Source organism: Spirosoma gilvum, assembly GCF_054776815.1.
Genome location: NZ_BAAHBH010000013.1, coordinates 20,950 through 40,138 on the forward strand (window position 1 = coordinate 20,950; position 19,189 = coordinate 40,138).

The following is a 19,189-nucleotide window of genomic DNA, read 5'->3' on the forward strand; positions in this document are numbered from 1 at the left end:
TTTATTTAATGTTTGTCGAAACGTGTATTGGGATAGCTGACACATTTAGGGTATATTCGCCAGACTACTGGACATTTTAGAAAAGTGAGTGAGTAGCCGGTAACTTAGGAGTAACCAAACTTCTAATCATTACCATCGTGGACCACTCACTCTATCAGCAATTTAGCGGCTATTTCCCGCAGTTCAGTCGAGGTATCGTTAAGAATTTCGTGCTACTTACTCAAGCCCTTTTAGCCAGTCGAAGTACGAACTTAAACACCGTCAAAGATCGCATCGGCACCTTGCTAGGTAAAGCGGATCGACAACCCGCCAGTCATTACAAGCGGCTGATTCGATTCTTCAATACAACGTGTCCCGAACAACTTACGCTCTGTATATTACGCTGTACGTTTGCTTTATTAAGTGGTCGTGTGAGATACCTCATTTTAGATGCCACTACCTGGCAAATCGGCCAAAAAAACGTACAGTTGCTAGTGCTAGGGTTTCTCTACCAAGGAGTCGCTATTCCTATTTTCTGGCAGGATCTCAACAAAAAGGGGCATAGTAACGAACGTGAACGGCAAGCCTTCATCGAACAAGCCAGTCTACTTTTTAACTTAAAAGGGAAGGTCCTTTTAGCCGATCGGGAATATACTGGCCAGCGTTGGTTTACCTTTCTGCATCAGCAGGGCATCGACTGCGCCGGCAGCCCGGTTTGTCATTCGCTTACAGCGAGAATGTTACAAGTATGACATTGACACTAGCTACCGGGGCTTAGAGAAACGAGCACTACGACGCAAGAGGGCGGTCTGGGCTTGGCTCAACTGGCCTGATTGCCGACTTAAGTTGGTGATGTGTCGCAATCGGGACGCTAGCCAAGATAAGCGCAAGAAAGACGAGCCAGTTTTTTATTGGTTAACCAGTTTGGACAATGTGCACACGGCTACTGAATTATATCGGAAACGCTGGCGCATCGAACAGTGCTTCAAGGCCCTCAAGTCGAATGGGTTCAATTTACAGGCTATGAATTTCAAAAAGACGAGTAAAATTGAGCTATTGTTAGCCGTGGTTATGTTTGCTTACGTACTGAGCATTATTGAGGGGGAGACGCACCAACAGCAGATTCCAACCAAAAACTATGCTGACCTGACGACAGCTCCAGCCCAATCATTATTCAAGAAAGGACTTGATCTGTTGAATGCGAAACTGATCTGGTTTGAGCAGTTTCTAGTCTATCTACAAACCATTTACCAGCTCATCAGCAAACGTCGTTTTCAATTTGTCCAGTAGTATGTATATTCGCCACCAAAGGCAGTTAAAAGGTTGTATATTAATATATTGCCGGAAAATGTATGCTTTTAACGTTCGTTCGTTTTAGAGAGCAAATAACTTTGGTGTTTAGGCACGCGTAAAAGCATATAATTTTGATGCTATTATGGCAAAAAATACCTTTTGAGGAATATCCGTTACGAAAGGTAGCTTTGAGTAGTGAAATTGAGCCGTTTTGTAAGCCATTTAGCCAAAACGGTGAATTTGCTCCTTAGTACAGCTAGTTAAATCTGTATAACCATCTAATTATTAGATAATTATAGGCTTCACGTGGCGGATATATCCCAACTGTGTTAGCTACCCCTAAGAGTGGTCTGAAAGTCAAATTCAGCGGTACGTATTACCAGAGTGACAAACAGCTAGGATTTGTTGCGGGTGACAAGAATTTTTACTTATCGCTTAGTACACTGTAAACTAAGTTATTTAGTATTTCAGGGGTATGACCAAGCGACATCTTACTCTAACCCAGGATCACCAGACTTATTTGCGCCAACTGCTGGCCAAAGGTAGTTTGCCTGTTAAAACATTCAAGCGGGCTACCGCTTTGCTGGAACTCCATTAGGGCAAGACCTACCAGATGGTGGCTCAAACACTGAATACAAACTGCAACACGCTCGCAGCCTGGGCTGCTAAATACCAGACCGAACAATTAAGGTTCCTGACTGATAAACCTCGTAGTGGACGACCCATACTCATTGAGGGTAGTCAACGCGCCCAACTAACGGCATTAGCCTGTGAACAGGCTCCGGCTGGACACAGCCAGTGGTCGTTACGCTTATTGGCTCGTAAAGCCGTCGAACTGGGATATTGTGAACATCTGTCCCACACTCACTTGGGTGATATTCTCAAAAAAACGAGCTCAAGCCCCATCTTAAACGCCAGTGGTGCATCGGTCAGATGAACAGTGAGTATGTAGCCCGAATGGAAACTCTGCTAGCCCTCTATGCGCTACCCTATAATGCTCACTATCCAGTCGTGTGCGTTGATGAACGTTCCTGCTTTCTAATTGGCAATGTGGTAGAAGGCCTAGCCCCCCAAGCTGGTCAGATTGCCAAAGAACACTATGCCTACAGCAAGCACGGATCATGTGTCGTGCTGGGGGCAGTAGAGCCATTAGCCGGTCGGCGTGTGCTACGTGTTTTTAGTCAGCGGACCAAGAAAGAGTACACTCAATTCATGCAAACCCTAGCGGCTAACTATCCCCATGCGCTCAAAATTAGAGTGGTTCAGGATAATCTGAATACCCACACCACCAATGCCTTTTATGAACACTTGGCGGCTCAGGAAGCCCATGCTTTAGCTGCCCGGTTCGAATTTTATTATACACCCAAGTGCGGTTCATGGCTCAACATGATCGAAATTGAGTTTTCGGCTTTGGCCCGTCAATGTTTGAACCGACGCATTCCCACTCAAGATGAGTTGGAGCGGGAAGTTTTAGCGTGGACTGCTGAACGCAATCAGAAGCAGCTAAAACTCACTAGGCAATTCACGCTTAGTCAAGCCAGAGAGACCTTAAACAGCCAATACACAAAGGTTAATCCGGTCAACAAACAATACCAGAAAACTTAGTTTACAATGTACTTAGTTCCATCCAAGAACAATGATGGCCCAACTAGCGTGAGATGAATATTCTCACTAAAGGCCCGTGGCTGTTGCACAACTCAGCCAGTGCCTAAAACGACTTAATTGGTGGAGTTTTTGTACCTTCAGCTATGCAAGGCAAAAAAGACGACAGTGAAAAACTTATTACCTCGTTTCAGCTTTCCAACTCTATCCCCGAGCATAACTTCTACCGACGGCTGAAGGAGACGCTTGATCTGACGTTCCTCTATGAACATACCAAAGAATGCTATGGCTCAACGGGCAATCCTTCGATTGACCCCGTGGTCTTCTTCAAATTTATGCTCATTGGCTATCTGGAGAATATTACGTCTGACCGTAAGCTGATTGAGCATTGCTCCATGCGGTTGGATATGTTGTATTTCTTAGGCTACAACCTGGATGAGCCATTACCCTGGCACTCTACGCTGAGCCGTACTCGCTAACTTTATCCGGAAGCACTTTTTGAGCTACTGTTTGACAAAGTATTCACTCTTTGCATGGCCAACAACATGGTGGCTGGTCGCCGGGTTGCCATTGACTCAGCCCCTGTTAAAGCCAATGCCTCAATGGAAAGGTTGCTAGAAAAACAACCCAATTTACCTGGTCCTAGGTTGGCCCAGTCGATTGAAGATCAGCATGAGTCAGTAACCTCTATAGCCACTCCCAGTCCCCGTGAAGCGGCATCGGTGATTACCGCAGCCGATCATCAGTTAAGACGGTTAAAAAAGCACCAGCAAAACTTGAAGAGTGCACCGACTACCTTAGGAGCTGGCAACGAAAAGGCGAAGCTCCTGAGTAATAAAACTCACTATAGCCCAACTGATCCCGATGCACGCATCTTCATCAAGCTCGCAGCGGCGGACCGCCGGGTAAAGCCCGCAAACTCAACTACCATTGTAGTCTGGCAGTGGATACCGCCAAAGGGGTTATCAGCCACGTACAGGCGGATTTCGCTGATGGTCGAGACAGCCAGTGCTTACCTGATATTACCCTGAAGCTTCAGTGACGGTTGGTCGCCAATGAGCTGCGCTTAGAAGAGGTACTGGCTGATACGGGGTACTCCAATGGCGGTAACTACGCCTTGCTGGAAGGGTAGAACATCACCGGATGGATACCTGTTTTTGGTAAGTACAAGCCACAGATCGAAGGCTTTCCCTATAATCCTGAAGAAGATCACTTTACCTGCTCGCAGGGTAAGCGTTTGGTGTTTAAAACGTTTGACAAGAACGCTGATGGCGGCTGGCTGAAAGTCTACCGGGCGGCTTACCAAGACTGCCAACAGTGTCCCTTCAAACCCACGTGTGTACCCAACAGCCAATGCAGACAGATTATTCGTTCGGCTTATGATCCGTTTTATCGACGAGCCCTGGAGCGCCAGCAAAGCCGGCGAGGCAAGCGCATGAAGCGGTTACGAAGTGCGACGATCGAACCAGCCTTAGGCAGTCTGGTAGACTATTATGGGCTGCGAAAGATTAATGTACGAGGCAAAGTTGGGGCTCACAAGGTGATGCTGATGGCAGCCGTTGCCTTCAACCTGAAGAAGTACATGAAGTTCACTACCAAGTCTACTGTCAGCCAAGCCCTAGCTCTAAAAGTGGAGTGGTCATTGGCTTGTCAAGACAATTTTCTGGGCTTTGCCGTGCTTTTTCTCAACTGAGATAAGACGACGAGATCAGAAAAGCCATTAGCTTTTTCAGACAGTGAACAATCGACGTAAAAAGCGGAGTTGTGCAACAGCCACGCTGCCTTTTCTGAACGCACACCTCCCTACCACTACTAAACGAGCGGTCAAGAAGCTAATTTCGAAAATAACTAGGACAATAATTTGTAGGATTACCATTTCTCAGGTAAGTATAGATCGGTGAAGTGGGCGGTAAAAACTTCATCGATCTTTACAAAAGGCTTCAAAACTGAAGCTAAGAGAGACTTGCTGAAGGCGGTACGCTCCGGGCTATATCCCTTTGCCTCAGCGTTCACTAAAGTTAATGGGTAAATTATACTTGACATTCACCGCACGACCTGCCTGCTTGCCGGGCTTCCAGGCGGGCATGCTCTGCACTAATCGTACTGCTTCCGTGGCCTCGGAGCTCCCCTGACGAGTCAACGCCATTGGCTCTTCAATCGCCCCCTGATCCGTGACCGTAAAACTAATAAACACTTTACCGGTCAGCTTGTGGCTCGAGGTGTCCTTTACTTGGCGCACCTTGGCTTTCATATATGACTCATAGGCTTTCATGCCACCTACAAATTCGGGGGGCTGTTCGACCACCGTAAATAGCTCGCGCTCGCGAGCTGACTCGGTTTGTGCCTGAGCTTGGCTTAGTAAGGTACTCAGTAATACAGTCAGCAGCGTATAGGCAGCCAGGTGACTTCGATGAAAAATTGAGTTGGTGTTCATGGGTAAAGATTTAGCGATCAATGGAAAGACAAGAGTAGGGTAAATTCAGCTTAGTTTAACAAGTAGAACTACGGATTATGAGCTATGTAGCTCTTCTAAAACCGTCTACTTGTTGATTGAGCCGCGGTGGCCGGTCAGAATGCCGCACCACCGCCGGAGCGGGCCCTCTGGACAGCTAGTAAAATCACTGTCTCTTAAAAACGCTCCTTTAAACGCATATTAAGTAGGTTATCTTTATTCCCTTATGGAGACCAAGGACGGCATACCCACTTTTTTTGCCCTCTCAATTGACCAATGGCGGGCGTGGTTAGAGCAATATGGCCAACGCCAAAAATCGATTTACCTGATTGTTTACAAGAAAACGAGTGGGCATCCGGGTATTCGCTGGCACGATGCGATTGAACACGCCTTGAGTTTTGGTTGGGTGGATAGTAAGGCCGCCAAACGCGATGAGCAAAGTGTGTATTTAAAGTTTACTCCGCGCAATCCGAACAGTAGCTGGGGGGAAATGAACAAAAAGCGTGCGCAAAAACTAATTGATGCTGGATTGATGCGGCCAGAAGGCCAGCGGTTGATTGATTTAGCCAAAGAAACTGGCAAATGGTAGCCCCTTCTTTTGGCCCTAAGGCAGGTTACCACTTTCCCTGACCGATTGAATACACAAGCTGAATGGGTAGTCAATAGGTTCATGATCTCAAAAATCCCTTCCAACTGAGACGAGGTAGTATCTGTAATTCGGGCGTTTGGTGAAACGATGTTTAGCCAGAAGTTTCGTACTTTGTTGACACATAGCCCGTATACCCCATATGAATATCTTTCAGCTAGTCACCACTAAATATAGGTTACTTGGCAAACTCATGGCGCTGCTGCTGGCTCTAGAAGGGTGTAAACAGCCTTCCATGGACCAACTACCAACTCAACCCCCTACTCAGCGAGTAGAGGCTATGGCTACGTTTTACTTAAGCAAATCTCACTCACAAACAAGCGTGGATACGGTGCTGTTTAATGGGGTCATCTATTCGGTCAATGCCATTGATTCAACCACCTTTAGCTATGATAGCCACCAGCGATTAATTGGCCAGCAACTCAAACAGTCTTTTGAGGCTAACGGCCAAAAAATGATCTCAATGGCCCCGGCAAACACCTATCGCTATCAGGATGGGTACTTACAAGTGCTTCGAGACGGCTACTCAGCCAAGTTTCCCCTTGACTCGACCCACCAGCGGATAACCAGCTATACCCGCCCAAGCTACTCGTTTGTCGATGTGGACACGCTGAGAAGCTACTCCCGGGAAGGCATTCTAGTCAGTGCCCTACAAGACAGTTACAACCCGTCTTATCCGAGCATCAAATACGTCCAGCCGAATCGTAAAATAGCCCTTGAGGCCGGTAATAGGATCCGGCTTGAGGCCTATTCTTCCTTCACTGGGGCTTTAGAAAGTGTTACTCGTTTCATCTACGACAACCAGCATTTTGCTCCGTTAGCAACGCTGACGTTTCTGGGAGAAACGAGTCGGAATGCCCTGTTACGAAAGACAGAAATCCGTTATTTGTCGAATGGAGTTGGTTCGACGACCGAGTATGTATATACCAACCACTACGATCAACAGGGTCGTCTAGTGAGTCAACTGGAGTATGCTGAGACAACCCCTGCCTCTTACCCCGGCTGGTATACGCTTACACGCTACTATTACTAATGTAAGTAAGGTGCTGGCTTTTCAAGCTAGTAAGGTCCATGAGTTTTTAGTTGCGACTTTTGCAAGAGCCACCGCACTTATGTTACACCAAGCTACCTGCTTTTCTCCTCCAGAAGTTTCAAGCCTGCCTGTTTGTCTAAGTAGTAATGACGATAAGTACCAATGCCAAGAAAATAAACGTTCAGCCAAAAGTCCTGCTCTGCACAGGGGGTTAAGATGGCGGTGGCACCTATAGCCGTGCTGGTGCTGATGATACTCCGGTAATAATACGTTTGCCCTGACTCGAAATGGATATACACGCGTTTGTCTTTTAGCAGATCCAGCCCCAAGCTATCCAAGTTGGTCTCTAGTAATGTGCACTTACCAATTCGGATCGGTTTATCGGGATTAGCGCTGGTAAGCAACGAGTTTGCGGGAAGGCTGTAAAAGTAAATCTTGGTTGAGGGTCTGGATTGACCAAACACGCCAGTAAGTCCGATCCAAAGGAGTACGATTGTATAGATCGATTTCATAAAAATTGGTACATAATCTGTACTTATGTTAGCTAAAGCACGACTTTAGGCTAAATACTCATGTATGAGCCGTCTCAACAAACCCTCTTTTCGAGGGCCTACTGCCAAACGGCCGTTTAGGTAGTACCCTAGTCAATGAACCGGTAGAAAAATCGAAACCGTTGTCCCTCGATCTACTTCCGATTCGATCTTAATTTGACCCTGTAGATTGTGAACCACCTTTCGGCTGTAAGTTAAGCCAAAACCCTCGCCTTGGCCAGCAATGTCGGCGGGCAACTTGGCGAACATATCAAACAGCTTTTCCAGCTGGGATTGCTGGATCCCGATGCCGTTATCGATCACTTGGATTTGAACATAACCAGAGCTTATCGACAAGGGCTGGCTCAACCAAGAGCCATCAACCACCTGGCCCTTGACGGAGATGACTAAAGGCTCTTGTTTCCTGGCGAACTTAATGGAATTCTCCAGCAGGTGACAAAAGAGCTGCTCCATCTGCTGGGGTATGGCTTGAATGATGGGCAGTTCACCTACATGCACACGAGCCTTTGTCGCCAGCATCGCTGGGGCTAATTGACTCGTTACGACCGATAAAACCTGGTTGAGATTCGTCTCCTGAAGAGTCGCATCGGTATCATCTAAGACGGAAAAATTGGCTAAGTCCTTGATCATCCTGGAGAACTTCTCGGCTCCCGCATTAATTTTCAGGGCGATCGCTTCAGCCTGGTCCAGCTCGTTTCTTCGGACAACATCCACCAGCATCGTGGTAAACAGCCGCAGCTTGCGCAGGGGTTCTTGCAGATTATGATTGGCTATGTGGCGATATTGTCGGTTCTCATCCTCGCTTTGGGTGAGCTGACGGCTCAACTGTCTGACCGTATAATCGCTTTGCTCCAGTAAGTCAGTCTGCTGCAAATGAAACGAGATCAGATCCGCAAAGGCGGTGAACAGGCCTTTAATCTTGGGGTTGTCGAGCTGGGCCGGTTTAGGATCTATGGCGCAAAGCGTACCGAAAAATTCGCCTGTTTTTAGAAAGATGGGAAAGGAGATGTAGCTCTGAAAGCCATACAGAGCCGGGGTATGATGGTTACAATATACCTCACTCTGGGCTACATGATCGATCACAACCGGTTGATGGGAGCCCTGAATCTCATGGCAGATAGTGGTTTCGAGCCTCAACTCGGACCCCGGAACAAGTCCAAACTGAATGTCGTCTCGCACACTGCAAGTAATCCAGCGGGTGTTGGTCACTCGGGCCACGGCAGCAAAGCCCATACCGGTTGTTTGACAAATTACATCCAGCAAGACGGGAACGATCGCAATTTGGTTAACGCGCTGGACGTCCTTGTTCAGCTCACTATCAGTATCGTTGTTCATGAGTAGGGTTTGCTACTCAAAGATACAAAAGTTAGCCAAGGATATTGACTTTTACCGGCTCGGCACTGCTGGCCAACCGTTGACTTACCCCAACTTTTCCTAGACTATAGGACTGTGAAACGTAGAATACTGGTATTGGATTAGCTCTGAACAATCGTTCTGATTTTATGTCTGCTATATGATAAAATCTCAAAAATCGCTCCAAAAAGAGACGAAGAGTTTTTATGTGTCGGTTTTGTAAATGGGGTATTTTTAAATTAGGGAAATCCCAAGAAGTAGCAGTATCCCCTCTCAAGCTAGACCTACCTTACACCAGTCGCCAACGAAAGCCCCTGCCGCCCCTATCAAGCAAGCTTAGCATCCTGTCTAGCCGGTTTAATGAAGCCCCAAAAACGCTCAATATCCTCTTTCCCTTTCTGAGTCGCGTAGGGTAAGACAACTTTAGCCAGCAGGCTCACATAGTGGGTGATCTGTTCTGACGGGGACAGGTGCCGATACGATACACTGGCTTCTGAAAGCCAGAAACGAGCCGTTAGACTATATACCGACACCAGAAAATCAAGATCAGCTTGCGGGGCTAGATACCCCGACTCCTGTAGGCTTACCAGGTTGGCTACGATCGAGGATGACCGCTTCTTTTCTGTTTCCTTATAGCGGTCCGACAGGACCTTATTCTGCTCCATCAGGTGCACAATACTGAGCAACAGACACCGATACTGAACGTGATGCGTGAAAACGAGTCGAAACCGGTCCAGAAAGGAAAATAAGCTAAGTGGCTCATCGACGCCAATGCCTTCGTTTAACGAGGATAGATCTTGGGCAAGCCGGTTGACTAAATCGTCTTTGGTGGGAAAGTAGTAAGTCAAGTTGCCCACCCGGATGCCCAGCGCAGCGGCCACCTCCCTGAGGCCAACGTACTCAATTCCCCGTTCATTGAACAATTCTAACGCTTTAGCCACAATTTTTGCTTCTCTGGTCACAATTCACTCTAGGACAATATCCTAAATGTAGTACGTTTGTCAAAACAAACCAATAAAGCCATGACTATTTCTTATCCTCATACGATTCAAAATTGCCTGGGAGAAACGCTTACCTTTCTCTCCGTAGAGCAAGGCCCGGAAGGTGATAAAGTGCTAATTGAAAATCAGGTAGCTCCCCAGTCCGGGCCACCCATGCATACCCATTTTAAGCAGGACGAAGCCCTAACGGTCGTATCGGGCTTGCTGGCCTATCAGGTGCAGGGGCAGCCAGTGCAGTATGCCCAGGAAGGCGACAGTGTCCTGTTTAAACGGGGCGTTCCCCACCGATTCTGGAATGCTGGCCAGACGCCCTTACGCTGCCAGGGATGGATCCAACCCGCCAACAGCATCGTGTATTATTTATCGGCCATCTATGCGGCTCAAAACAAATCGGGCAAGGCGCAACCCGAAGCGTTCGATGCGGCTTATCTGTTGAGTCGGTATGCTGCTGAATACGATATGGCCGATCTTCCCGTATTGGTCAAAAAAGTGATGATTCCCCTGACGTTTCTGACGGGTCGGCTCTTGGGAAAATATAAGCACTTTGTGGATGCGCCTAGTCCGTTACTCTAATGTTGCTCTTGTCTTAAGGCTAGCTGATGGATGCATCAATTCGGAATAGGCGTCTGATCTGCTCAATGAGGAGTCTCCTCACTGGGCAAACGAAGACAATCGGAAGCGCTTAAAACGAGTCGGCTAAGTTCGGATCGGGTTGATTCGGGCCGCCAGGGGGCGGTGACGTTGGTTTAGGAACGGGGGCCGGGGGAAGTGGGTCAAGGGGTTTAGGTGGCAACCCCTGCATCAGCGTCGCAATCTCCCGCTCGATGCGGCTAAAGTTGGCTTCCAGCTTGGCTTCCGTTACGTCGGTGAAGGGTTGCCACCTCGGTGAGCCAGGCCGCTCGACCGCCCGCAGCTGGGCTTTGAAGGTACTGTAGTCACTCTGAAACAGCTTCCCATAAAATTCGCCCTGTTTCAGATTCGAGACGTCCTGCACCTGGATACGCTGCCGCTGGGTTAAACTCACCGACTGACTGGCGTTGCTGCCTTGATGACTACCCATTCGGTTACTGGATTCGCCTTGACTCGTGGAGGTCGTTGGCACTTCCTCTTTCCCCCACAGCTCCGACACGTACTTGGCCGATTCCAGATTGGCCTGCATCCCAAAAAACTGATTCGACAGCGTTCCCAGGATGGCATTCTTCATCGTCCGCCCGTAGCGATCTTCCATCTGGGCGAAATCCTGGATACCAATGATGACTTCGACGCCGTTGCTGCGGCAGGTAGCCGGGTAGGTTTCAAAGCGGGGAATATACAGGGTGGGAAACTCATCGACCAAAAAGATACTCTCAGCCCTACCCGGCTGATTCATCTCTTTTAAGGCCACCGTAGCCAGTAAGGCTAACACGGGTCCGTAGACCTCATCCAGCTTGGCCGTATTGCCCAGCACCAACACTTTTTTGTCGGCCGGATTATTCAAGTCTAAACTAAAGTCAGCCCCCGACAGTACCCAAAACACCTTAGCGGAAATGAGCGTTTGTAGCCCCTGTTGCAAGGTGCCTTCAATAGCCGCGAGCTGGTTGGCCGATTTGAGGGCCGTGCGAATAGGTTTGACGGCGGTGCGGATCACGCTGTCCCCACTCCGCTCTAAGAGCTGGACGACGTGCTCCGTTTCCTGGAAAGCCAGCAGGATGGCATGCGGTAAGGTGCACAGCTGGGGTTGCTCGGTGCGCAGGTACCATAAGATCAGACTGAAGTAGCCAATGGCGGAACTGGTAAAAAAAGCGTGGCTATCGCCCCCGTTGCCGGCCAGGTTTTTTACAATGGTGGTAGCAAACTGCTTCGCGTAGGCCATCTCGGTCATCACCTGGGGGTGAACCGGATTGACCCGGTGCGAATAGCTAAGGTCATCAAAATTGATGTAATAGTCCTTCGTACTATCCGGTACGGTAGCTGCTACCAGCTGAGCCAGGGCCGGAAACTTATAGTCATAAACCAAACCCGCTTTGCCTTGCTGCATGGCCTGCATCAGGATCGGCTCGAGTAAACTAAAGCTTTTGCCACTACCGGGCGAACCGGCAATGAGCGTATGGTGGGTCGGCTTGGTAATCTTGATGGTGTGAATATCACGCTCTCGGGTGGCTAAATTGTACACCCCGCTTTTCACCCGGATGCCGGTAGGGGTCGTCACGCTGGCTTTGCCCACGCTGGGCTTCATCCTCGTGTTGCCCGCCAGCTGAACAAAGAAGTAGAGCCCGAATCCCCAGCTGACCCATTTGCTTAACATAATAATGGAGGGCCATCGGCTCATGCCAATGGCGTGAAACATGGCATGCAAGACCAAATGAATCAACAGGCCGCCTAAGGCGGCAATCAAGGTGAATACAACCCATTTGGCAATCGCTTTCCCCCATTCTTTCCCCTCGTAGGATTGTCTCATGGTTATGTTTCGTTAGATTGGCTTAAAAGCCCGCTGTTAATCCAGCGGAGTGGTCAATCGACCGTTGTCGGGTAGGTTCGTTCATAATTTCCATTCCTCTCGACTGACTCAGTGACTGCTCATAGTGATGGAGACTACCATTCTTGATCGCATTGCAATAGTCATACCCTTCGGCGAGTCCGCGCTCATAGCCAAATTGCTCGTCAAAGCTGCGCTCATTGGCTCGAAAGAACGCGTCTCGGTCGAAACCCGATTTGACCGCTCCCCCATGGATGCCTCGCTGGTTGGTCATCGGCGAAAGGCTCATCGTCCGATCGGGGTGGGTCAGCAACCGCTCGGCTTGCAACACATGTCCATGTTCACGGGCGGCACAGCGCGAAACAATAATGTGAATATGGCGCTGATCACCCAGCTTCAACTCATTTGCCTGAGCGAGTCCAGCCTTCACGTCGGGGCTGTCAAAGCCGTGTTTGCGTTCGTGTTCGATCTTGGCGTACCAGACCAAATCTCGACTGTCAATCCCCTTTCCAAAATTGGCCGCGTAGTTTTCCATCACCTGCCGCGTGTAGTCTTTCAGGCCTTGCGAGTCAGTTCCAATATGGGCTAACTCCGCTTGAGACGGACTAATCACGATCGAATAAAATCGATCATCTTTCCGCTCCAATCCCTGGCCTTTTCCATTCGTATCAATCTGCTGAACGACTTCCCATTTGTTGCAACGGTCGCGATCTATCGAGAAAAAATAGCTCCGCTCAGCTTCGATTTTTTTGTCATTTTCTTTCTCTAAATAGGTCGCTAATTTTAGGCAACTTCCTTTATTATGCCCTTTCACCGGAGAAGTAAATTTCGTCTGCATACCTAGCCATCAATTCGGAGGTGAGCAATAATTTTTTTGATGTTATTATTCACAATTCTGAGCTCATGTTTTCGTGTGGCACCCTCCGAAGAGGCTAACTCGAACAGCGCTTCTTTCATGGGATGCAGCGTCTTTTTCTCCTGCTCTTTAATAAACGAAATGAGCCGTTTATCTAATGCTTTGATAGCGTCCGTTGGGTTGTCCGCTTTGGGGTCGCGGGGGTCCGCTTTGGTCACTTTGAAATAGTGTACCATGGCCGAAAACAGCGCGGTGTTACTCAGCCCGTGGGCCGTCGCCAGCTTCTCAAACTCGGCGAAATCATGCGCATGGGCATTGACGGTTTTATATCTAGACATAAGCTATGTAGTGAAGTTTATAGCTACTTTAGAATTTGATAATCAAGTATTTATATAAGTAGTAGCTATAAAATAACTACTTGTAATTTAAGTAATAATTTACAAGTTATTGATTATCAATTACTACCCCGAAGGGCAAGAGACAGAACGGTGGCATAGCCCCGTTCCCTCTTGCTAAAAAGTAGCACTTTTTTATTTTCGCCGATGCCCGCAGGGCGAAGGCGAGGAAAGTACCGTCAGGCTAGCCAGTAAGGTAGTAAGATAGACTCTGCAAATAGTGTTTGCTTCCATAATCTTAGATGCTGTTAAGTTGATATTGAAAGCCCCTTGAGCGGTTCCCTCTTATGTGAATATTTCGATTCAGTTCCTTCAAATAGGCTTGTACATCCTCTACCTGCTCAAGTCCTAAATCACAAATCAGATTGTCTAAGTCTTCAATCGCTTTGGAACAAATACCACATAGTTCTGTATGCCGTTCGTTGAAGCAATATTCGTCAAACAGTGTATTTTGTTGACGTTCTAAAATAAATTTATGAAAAGTCAACTCATTTAAGAAGAAAGGCAGATCAAAATTCTTTCACTCATATAAAATAACTAACGTTTCTTGTCATGAATTTTTCGTAAAAAAAATCGACGTATTAAATCAAAAACTAATCTCATAACTATTCATTTTTATATTGAATAAAAGTAAATATAAAACCCATATTTTCTAAATAAATAGAAACGAAAAAAAGAAGAAAACTAAGTTTATTATACTAAAAATAAAGCCTTCACTACCTCAGCAAAGAATATCAAAAAAAGGTAAGTCAAGAACAGAAAAAAGTTTTTTAACAATTTGGCCGAGCGCAGTTCTTTTTGAGTGGGTTCGGTACTGCATAGAACGAAGTTTCGGTATAAATGGGCATAGTATTGAAACTTCCAAAAACAAAAGACTGTAACCACAAAGCCGATCCAGTAGCATCGAAGGATTAAAGCTAACCGGTGATTCTGAAATTAGTTAAGAGAGCTGGATTCATGAGTTCTTACCTCTTTATAGGGCCGGGTCACGTCGCAATCGGTAGGGAGACAACTCATCCGAGCGACTTTTTTCACCTTTTTGCGTCTAATAAAACTGCTGATGTTGTACCGAGCAGTAAATGAAAATGTACTCCCATGATAAGACCCTATCGTTGAAGCAAAAACAGTTCTGGAAAACTGACCCATTAGACGAAAGCTAAGGATTCCAGTTGTTTCCAACCCAGCATCTAAGCCGTATTCAAAACGATTTTTTTCTAAGGGAAAAGAAAAATCGCCGAGTTGATTATGTAGCGTTTCATTTTTTCTGAACTGACAAAACGGACCGGCGATCAGATAAAATTTACATCCGCCAGGGGAAACCTGCTTTTTAAAAAGTATGGATATTTCAATAACTTTATTACCCACAGTCCATACATTGCGACTATCTGGCAGAGGTTGCAGTGCTTGGTTTACGATCATGATCGGTTGTTTTAAGACATTATGAGCGTACCGTATTCCTGGTTCTAATTCAAATGTCTTCAGTGAAACCATCCTTGACAAACCTATCTCATAACCAAGACCTGGCTTAAAATCCCACACGTTAGCTAACGAACCAGGTACAGGAAAGAACTGTGGAACCATATTGAGGGGTAGCTAACACATTTGGGGTAAATCCGCCACGTAAGTATGCCAAGTTGCTGTAAGACAGTATATTATGCCAAATTTTTACGCTTTTCCAAGTACTCTTTCAGGGATAGGTACCGACCATACTGTAGATGCACCCGAATAATGGTATTCAAGGGTACCCCCAGACTGTGCAGATGGACGATTTTTTCTCGGTCTTTGTCATAAATTGACTTTTGGATCACCCCTTTGGGTTTTCCCAGAATCACCCCCTGCTCTTTACGAGAGCGTAAGCCTTCCTTAGTCCGCTCGGAAACAAAGTCCCGCTCTAATTCGGCCATCATCGAGAAGACCGTCAGCAAGATTTTGTTGGTCATCTCGTGCTGATTTTTTGGGTCGATGTCCAGGCCCTGCTTGACTAAGATCAACCGACACTGTTTACGACCGATCAACTCTTCGATCAGTCCCAGCACTTCCCGGATGGAACGCCCCAATCGAGACAGTTCAGAGACGATCACCGTATCCTGGGAGCTAACTTTAGCGACTAACTCCGTCAGCCGCCGTTGTTCCGTCGACTTACGGGAGGACATCTCAACCTCCATCCATTCATCAACTGTCCATCGCCGATCGACCACATACCGAGCAATCAAACTCTTTTGAGAATCGGCCGTTTGCTCGGCCGTCGAGACACGTACATAGCCGTAAATCATAGGTACAAAAGGGGGTTCGCCATTAAGGGTCTTTGAGTGGGTAAAAGTAGCTGATTTTTATGCTTTTACACGTACCTTAACGGCATTGCATTTCGCTCCTGAAAACGCTCGTTATCACCCCACCCAATGCCTACTCTTCGGCCCATTTTAGAAAAAGGCCATCAACGTGAGTTCGAGACACCACCTACCTTTACCTATACCCAACGTCGGTTCTTTTTTCAGATTACCGATGAGATCAAGCCGCTACTGGCTGGCTTGGATACGCTGGCTAACCAAGCAGGTTTTCTGCTACAGCTGGGCTATTTCCGGGCAACCAGCCGGTTCTTCTCGCCAACTACTTTTGTGGAAAAAGATTGGGAGTTTGCTGCCCGACGAGTGGCTCGCAAAGGAACGACACCACCCACTCAGAGTTATGCTGACTCAACGGCCCGGCGCCACCGGAGCCTGATCCTAACGGTGCTGGGAGTCATACCCTTTACCCAGGCAGTCCGGGAGCGATGTCAGCAGGAAGCCAATGAACTCGTTACCCAGGGGCTGCGGCCACCTCAGGTATTCGGTAGCTTGTGTGACTTTCTGAGAAGCCACCGCATGGAGATACCGGCTTATTCCGCCTTTGTCGATATCATCAACCGGGCCATTCGAGCCTTCGATGCCCATCTGCGCCAGGTACTCCATACGCAACTGGATGAAGCGCAACGGGCGGCCCTCCACTCATTGTTGGAGCAAACGGCCGACGACAAAACTCCCTTGCATACGACGGCACCGATGCAATTGACCCAACTCCGGAATACCCAGGAGCTGATGAGCCTCAAAGCCATTCGTGAAAATGTGGGCCACTTCCGTAGGCTGAAGACGCTTTATCACCAGTACCGACCGATTCTGGAGGCATTAGCCTTACATGAGGCCGTGGTCGAAGACTACGCCTTAGAGGTTATGCGAAGCCGAAGCTGGCAGGTCAAGCGGTGGGTGGGACAGGAGCTGCACCTGTTGTGTTTTATCCAGTATCAATACTTTTATCTCAACGACACGCTGGCCAAAACCCTGGTCATGGCCACCGAAAATAGTGTCAATCAATGCGAAAAACGCTACAAAGTGGATCGGCAGGAACGGTATGAGCATAACCTGAGCCAGCTAACCGATATTCTCCAAGAGTACATCAGTCAGGCCGGGCGGTTGGACCTGATGCAGGCCGTGAGCTATGACTTCTCCAAGCCCTTAGAGGAGAAGTTCAAGGCATTACTGACTACGTTGCGCAGCCCCGAGACGGCTGCTTTTCTGGCTAAGTTGCCCCTGGTACGCGACTTGTACGCCCAAACCAGCCGACACCTTAAGGATGGTGATTACTACGACGAGATCGCTTTAGGATCCCAGAAGTTGCAGAACCGAGTAGCCGACCTGATTCGACACCTGGAGTTCAGCACCGAACCGGTTGGCGAAGAACTGGCCAAAGCGATTCGATTCTTCCAGCAGAAAGACGGTCTACTGACGGGTAGCGTGCCGACCGACTTTCTAAAGCCCTCTGAACGAGCAAACATTCGAGATGCTGATGGGAAACTGCGCGTAAGCCTGTACAAAGCTCTGCTGGCTCGACATATCGCCCGGGGTCTAAAGGCCGGTAGTGTCTATCTGCCTACGTCCCATCAGTACAAGTCGGTAGACGATTATCTGATCGACGAACAGACTTGGCAAACCACCAAACAGACCTTACTGGAACGGGCCGGTATGCGTCATCTGGAATGCTGGGAAACGGTTGCCGATGAGTTACGAAGTCGGCTACGAGCTCAATTTGGGGACACCATGGCCCGCATCGATTCAGGCGAAAATCTGTGGGTTGAAAAACGCAAAGACAACACCCTGCGCTTTAAAACACCCGTGCTGGATGAGTCAGATGAGAAAGCACCAGTAGATTTGTTTCCTCAGGATCGGGTCATTCCGCTCTACGAAGTACTGGAAACGGTCAATCGGGTCTGTCAGTTCTCGAATACGTTTGAAGCGGCCCGTCTGGATCACCAGCGCGAACGGCCCGTTGCCAATCTGTTTCTGGCCGGTATCATCGGGTTGGGCTGTAATCTGACGACACAACGAGTGGCTAAAACAGCCAAAAACTTGTCGGCCGCTACCTTAGAAACAACCGTGCGTAACTACTTCAGCTCGGCTAACCTGCTGCGGGCTAATGATCGGATCAGTGCGTTGATTGAACAAATGAATGTGGGCGTCTTCTTTAATCACAATCCGCAAGTGCGGCATACCTCCAGTGATGGGCAGAAGTTCGCCGTGGGTTTTGATTCGATCCATAGTACCTATTCCGCTAAATATTTCGGCAAGGAAAAAGGCATCACTATTTACAGTTTCATCAACGCGATTCATGATCTGTTCTATTCGACGGCCTTTTCGGCTTCTGACCGCGAAGCCTGGTATGTCATCGACGGGCTAATGCATAACAACGTGGTACGCTCCCAGATTCACTCGACCGATTCTCATGGAGCCACTGATCCCGTATTCAGTGTGTCCTACCTGCTGGGGATTGACTTTCAGCCTCGCCTAACCGATCTGCACCGGCTGAAGTTGCACGGCATGACAGGCGTAACCATGAGCCATTCGACGGATTATCAACTGGCCATTGGCGAGGAGATGGATGAAGCCGTCGTAGCCAGGCAATGGGATCGTATACTGCGCTTGGTAGTCAGCATCAAACTCAAGTATACCCTAGCCTCGCTGGTGATGAAGCGGCTCAACTCGTATGCCTTGCAGAATCCCTTGTATCTGGCATTGAAAGAGTTGGGCAAGGTGATTAGAACCGAATTTTTGCTACGCTATATGAATGATGAACAAATGCGCCATCGTACTCATCAGCAACAGGAGAAGATTGAAAGTGCTCATGCGCTAAGCCGGGCCGTAAGTTATGGCAACAACGGCGTTTTGCAATATGCCAATCAGGAAGAGTTGCTGACAATGCAGGGCTGTAAACGGCTGATCGAGAACGCAGTAATCTGCTGGAATTACTTGTATCTGAGCCGTTTATTGGTCACTGCCACGAAAGCCGAGCGAGCGGTTATTCTGGAGATGCTGCCCCGTACATCGCCAGTAGCCTGGCAACATATCAATTTCCAAGGCGAATTTAACTTTGACGAAGACTCAAGCCGTGATCCGTTGGAAGCGTCCTTATTGGCTATTCTATCCTACGAGCCAGAACTAGTTAAATTAACCTAATTAATTAAAATACAGCATATTACGGCCACTACGTGGCGGATTTACCCCAAATGTGTTAGCTACCCCTATTGAAGTCCACGATTGAAGTTC

18 protein-coding genes and 1 pseudogene are annotated in these 19,189 nt (G+C 48.0%); 10 read left to right on the forward strand and 9 right to left on the reverse strand.

The features are described 5' to 3' along the window. Positions 1–137: 137 nt before the first annotated feature. The 6 genes and pseudogenes from ACYVFD_RS28585 to ACYVFD_RS28610 all read left to right on the forward strand — a co-directional run bounded on the left by ACYVFD_RS28585 (position 138) and on the right by ACYVFD_RS28610 (position 4,567). Positions 138–731: a transposase family protein gene (locus ACYVFD_RS28585; RefSeq protein ID WP_461093943.1), complete on the forward strand. Its 594-nt coding sequence runs from the start codon at positions 138–140 to the stop codon at positions 729–731. A 1-nt stretch (position 732) separates the two neighbouring features. Continuing rightward, positions 733–1,269 carry a transposase gene (locus ACYVFD_RS28590; RefSeq protein ID WP_461094109.1) on the forward strand — a complete coding sequence of 179 codons (537 nt, stop codon included), beginning with the start codon at positions 733–735 and terminating at the stop codon, positions 1,267–1,269. Positions 1,270–1,747: 478 nt separating this feature from the next. Further along, positions 1,748–1,870: a hypothetical protein gene (locus tag ACYVFD_RS28595; protein WP_461093944.1), complete on the forward strand. Its 123-nt coding sequence runs from the start codon at positions 1,748–1,750 to the stop codon at positions 1,868–1,870. Positions 1,871–1,885: 15 nt separating this feature from the next. Then, positions 1,886–2,209, forward strand: coding sequence for a helix-turn-helix domain-containing protein (locus ACYVFD_RS28600; protein ID WP_461093945.1), 324 nt, complete (start codon positions 1,886–1,888; stop codon positions 2,207–2,209). Then, positions 2,206–2,877: an IS630 family transposase gene (locus ACYVFD_RS28605; RefSeq protein WP_461093946.1), complete on the forward strand. Its 672-nt coding sequence runs from the start codon at positions 2,206–2,208 to the stop codon at positions 2,875–2,877. The genes ACYVFD_RS28600 and ACYVFD_RS28605 overlap by 4 nt, the downstream gene beginning before the upstream one ends. 143 nt (positions 2,878–3,020) lie before the next feature. Beyond that, positions 3,021–4,567: pseudogene (locus tag ACYVFD_RS28610) on the forward strand (IS1182 family transposase). Positions 4,568–4,876: 309 nt separating this feature from the next. Here ACYVFD_RS28610 and ACYVFD_RS28615 read toward each other — a convergent pair. Then, positions 4,877–5,308: an energy transducer TonB gene (locus ACYVFD_RS28615; RefSeq protein ID WP_461093947.1), complete on the reverse strand. Its 432-nt coding sequence runs from the start codon at positions 5,306–5,308 to the stop codon at positions 4,877–4,879. Between the two features lie 244 nt (positions 5,309–5,552). Here ACYVFD_RS28615 and ACYVFD_RS28620 point away from each other — a divergent pair, with 244 nt between their 5' ends. Further along, on the forward strand, positions 5,553–5,915 hold the full coding sequence (locus tag ACYVFD_RS28620; protein ID WP_461093948.1) for a YdeI/OmpD-associated family protein: 363 nt from the start codon (positions 5,553–5,555) through the stop codon (positions 5,913–5,915). Between the two features lie 292 nt (positions 5,916–6,207). Beyond that, positions 6,208–7,005: a hypothetical protein gene (locus tag ACYVFD_RS28625; RefSeq protein ID WP_461093949.1), complete on the forward strand. Its 798-nt coding sequence runs from the start codon at positions 6,208–6,210 to the stop codon at positions 7,003–7,005. Positions 7,006–7,097: 92 nt separating this feature from the next. On the opposite strand, the gene ACYVFD_RS28630 is transcribed toward ACYVFD_RS28625, so the two are convergent. The 3 genes from ACYVFD_RS28630 to ACYVFD_RS28640 all read right to left on the reverse strand — a co-directional run bounded on the left by ACYVFD_RS28630 (position 7,098) and on the right by ACYVFD_RS28640 (position 9,850). Next, positions 7,098–7,517 carry a hypothetical protein gene (locus ACYVFD_RS28630; RefSeq protein WP_461093950.1) on the reverse strand — a complete coding sequence of 140 codons (420 nt, stop codon included), beginning with the start codon at positions 7,515–7,517 and terminating at the stop codon, positions 7,098–7,100. A 132-nt stretch (positions 7,518–7,649) separates the two neighbouring features. Beyond that, the gene (locus tag ACYVFD_RS28635) at positions 7,650–8,891 is read right to left on the reverse strand and encodes a GAF domain-containing sensor histidine kinase (protein WP_461093951.1); all 1,242 of its coding nucleotides are present in this window, start codon (positions 8,889–8,891) and stop codon (positions 7,650–7,652) included. Positions 8,892–9,235: 344 nt separating this feature from the next. After that, entirely contained in the window at positions 9,236–9,850 is a 615-nt protein-coding gene (locus ACYVFD_RS28640; RefSeq protein WP_461093952.1) for a TetR/AcrR family transcriptional regulator, read from the reverse strand. An 81-nt stretch (positions 9,851–9,931) separates the two neighbouring features. Here ACYVFD_RS28640 and ACYVFD_RS28645 point away from each other — a divergent pair, with 81 nt between their 5' ends. Next, positions 9,932–10,483: a cupin domain-containing protein gene (locus ACYVFD_RS28645; RefSeq protein WP_461093953.1), complete on the forward strand. Its 552-nt coding sequence runs from the start codon at positions 9,932–9,934 to the stop codon at positions 10,481–10,483. A 109-nt stretch (positions 10,484–10,592) separates the two neighbouring features. Here the strand turns inward: ACYVFD_RS28645 and ACYVFD_RS28650 are convergent, their stop codons facing one another. From ACYVFD_RS28650 to ACYVFD_RS28670, 5 genes are all read right to left on the reverse strand, one after another. Beyond that, entirely contained in the window at positions 10,593–12,347 is a 1,755-nt protein-coding gene (locus ACYVFD_RS28650; RefSeq protein ID WP_461093954.1) for a type IV secretory system conjugative DNA transfer family protein, read from the reverse strand. A 22-nt stretch (positions 12,348–12,369) separates the two neighbouring features. Next, positions 12,370–13,203: a DUF5712 family protein gene (locus ACYVFD_RS28655; protein WP_461093955.1), complete on the reverse strand. Its 834-nt coding sequence runs from the start codon at positions 13,201–13,203 to the stop codon at positions 12,370–12,372. Positions 13,204–13,205: 2 nt separating this feature from the next. After that, the gene (locus ACYVFD_RS28660; protein ID WP_461093956.1) at positions 13,206–13,559 is read right to left on the reverse strand and encodes a BfmA/BtgA family mobilization protein; all 354 of its coding nucleotides are present in this window, start codon (positions 13,557–13,559) and stop codon (positions 13,206–13,208) included. 993 nt (positions 13,560–14,552) lie between these two features. Further along, on the reverse strand, positions 14,553–15,197 hold the full coding sequence (locus tag ACYVFD_RS28665; protein WP_461093957.1) for a hypothetical protein: 645 nt from the start codon (positions 15,195–15,197) through the stop codon (positions 14,553–14,555). Positions 15,198–15,268: 71 nt separating this feature from the next. After that, on the reverse strand, positions 15,269–15,889 hold the full coding sequence (locus tag ACYVFD_RS28670) for a recombinase family protein (RefSeq protein WP_461093958.1): 621 nt from the start codon (positions 15,887–15,889) through the stop codon (positions 15,269–15,271). A gap of 126 nt (positions 15,890–16,015) precedes the next feature. On the opposite strand from ACYVFD_RS28670, the gene ACYVFD_RS28675 reads away from it, so the two are divergent. Continuing rightward, a complete protein-coding gene (locus ACYVFD_RS28675; protein ID WP_461093959.1) occupies positions 16,016–19,099 on the forward strand; it encodes a Tn3 family transposase in 3,084 nt (1,027 codons plus the stop codon). The last annotated feature ends 90 nt before the right edge of the window (positions 19,100–19,189 follow it).

Coding starts and splice junctions, on each gene's coding strand:
- ACYVFD_RS28595 (WP_461093944.1), top strand. CDS start 1,748: ATGACCAAGCGACATCTTACTCTAACCCAGGATCACCAGACTTATTTG.
- ACYVFD_RS28600 (WP_461093945.1), top strand. CDS start 1,886: ATGGTGGCTCAAACACTGAATACAAACTGCAACACGCTCGCAGCCTGG.
- ACYVFD_RS28605 (WP_461093946.1), top strand. CDS start 2,206: ATGAACAGTGAGTATGTAGCCCGAATGGAAACTCTGCTAGCCCTCTAT.
- ACYVFD_RS28615 (WP_461093947.1), bottom strand. CDS start 5,308: ATGAACACCAACTCAATTTTTCATCGAAGTCACCTGGCTGCCTATACG.
- ACYVFD_RS28620 (WP_461093948.1), top strand. CDS start 5,553: ATGGAGACCAAGGACGGCATACCCACTTTTTTTGCCCTCTCAATTGAC.
- ACYVFD_RS28625 (WP_461093949.1), top strand. CDS start 6,208: ATGGACCAACTACCAACTCAACCCCCTACTCAGCGAGTAGAGGCTATG.
- ACYVFD_RS28630 (WP_461093950.1), bottom strand. CDS start 7,517: ATGAAATCGATCTATACAATCGTACTCCTTTGGATCGGACTTACTGGC.
- ACYVFD_RS28635 (WP_461093951.1), bottom strand. CDS start 8,891: ATGAACAACGATACTGATAGTGAGCTGAACAAGGACGTCCAGCGCGTT.
- ACYVFD_RS28645 (WP_461093953.1), top strand. CDS start 9,932: ATGACTATTTCTTATCCTCATACGATTCAAAATTGCCTGGGAGAAACG.
- ACYVFD_RS28650 (WP_461093954.1), bottom strand. CDS start 12,347: ATGAGACAATCCTACGAGGGGAAAGAATGGGGGAAAGCGATTGCCAAA.
- ACYVFD_RS28655 (WP_461093955.1), bottom strand. CDS start 13,203: ATGCAGACGAAATTTACTTCTCCGGTGAAAGGGCATAATAAAGGAAGT.
- ACYVFD_RS28660 (WP_461093956.1), bottom strand. CDS start 13,559: ATGTCTAGATATAAAACCGTCAATGCCCATGCGCATGATTTCGCCGAG.
- ACYVFD_RS28665 (WP_461093957.1), bottom strand. CDS start 15,197: ATGGTTCCACAGTTCTTTCCTGTACCTGGTTCGTTAGCTAACGTGTGG.
- ACYVFD_RS28670 (WP_461093958.1), bottom strand. CDS start 15,889: ATGATTTACGGCTATGTACGTGTCTCGACGGCCGAGCAAACGGCCGAT.
- ACYVFD_RS28675 (WP_461093959.1), top strand. CDS start 16,016: ATGCCTACTCTTCGGCCCATTTTAGAAAAAGGCCATCAACGTGAGTTC.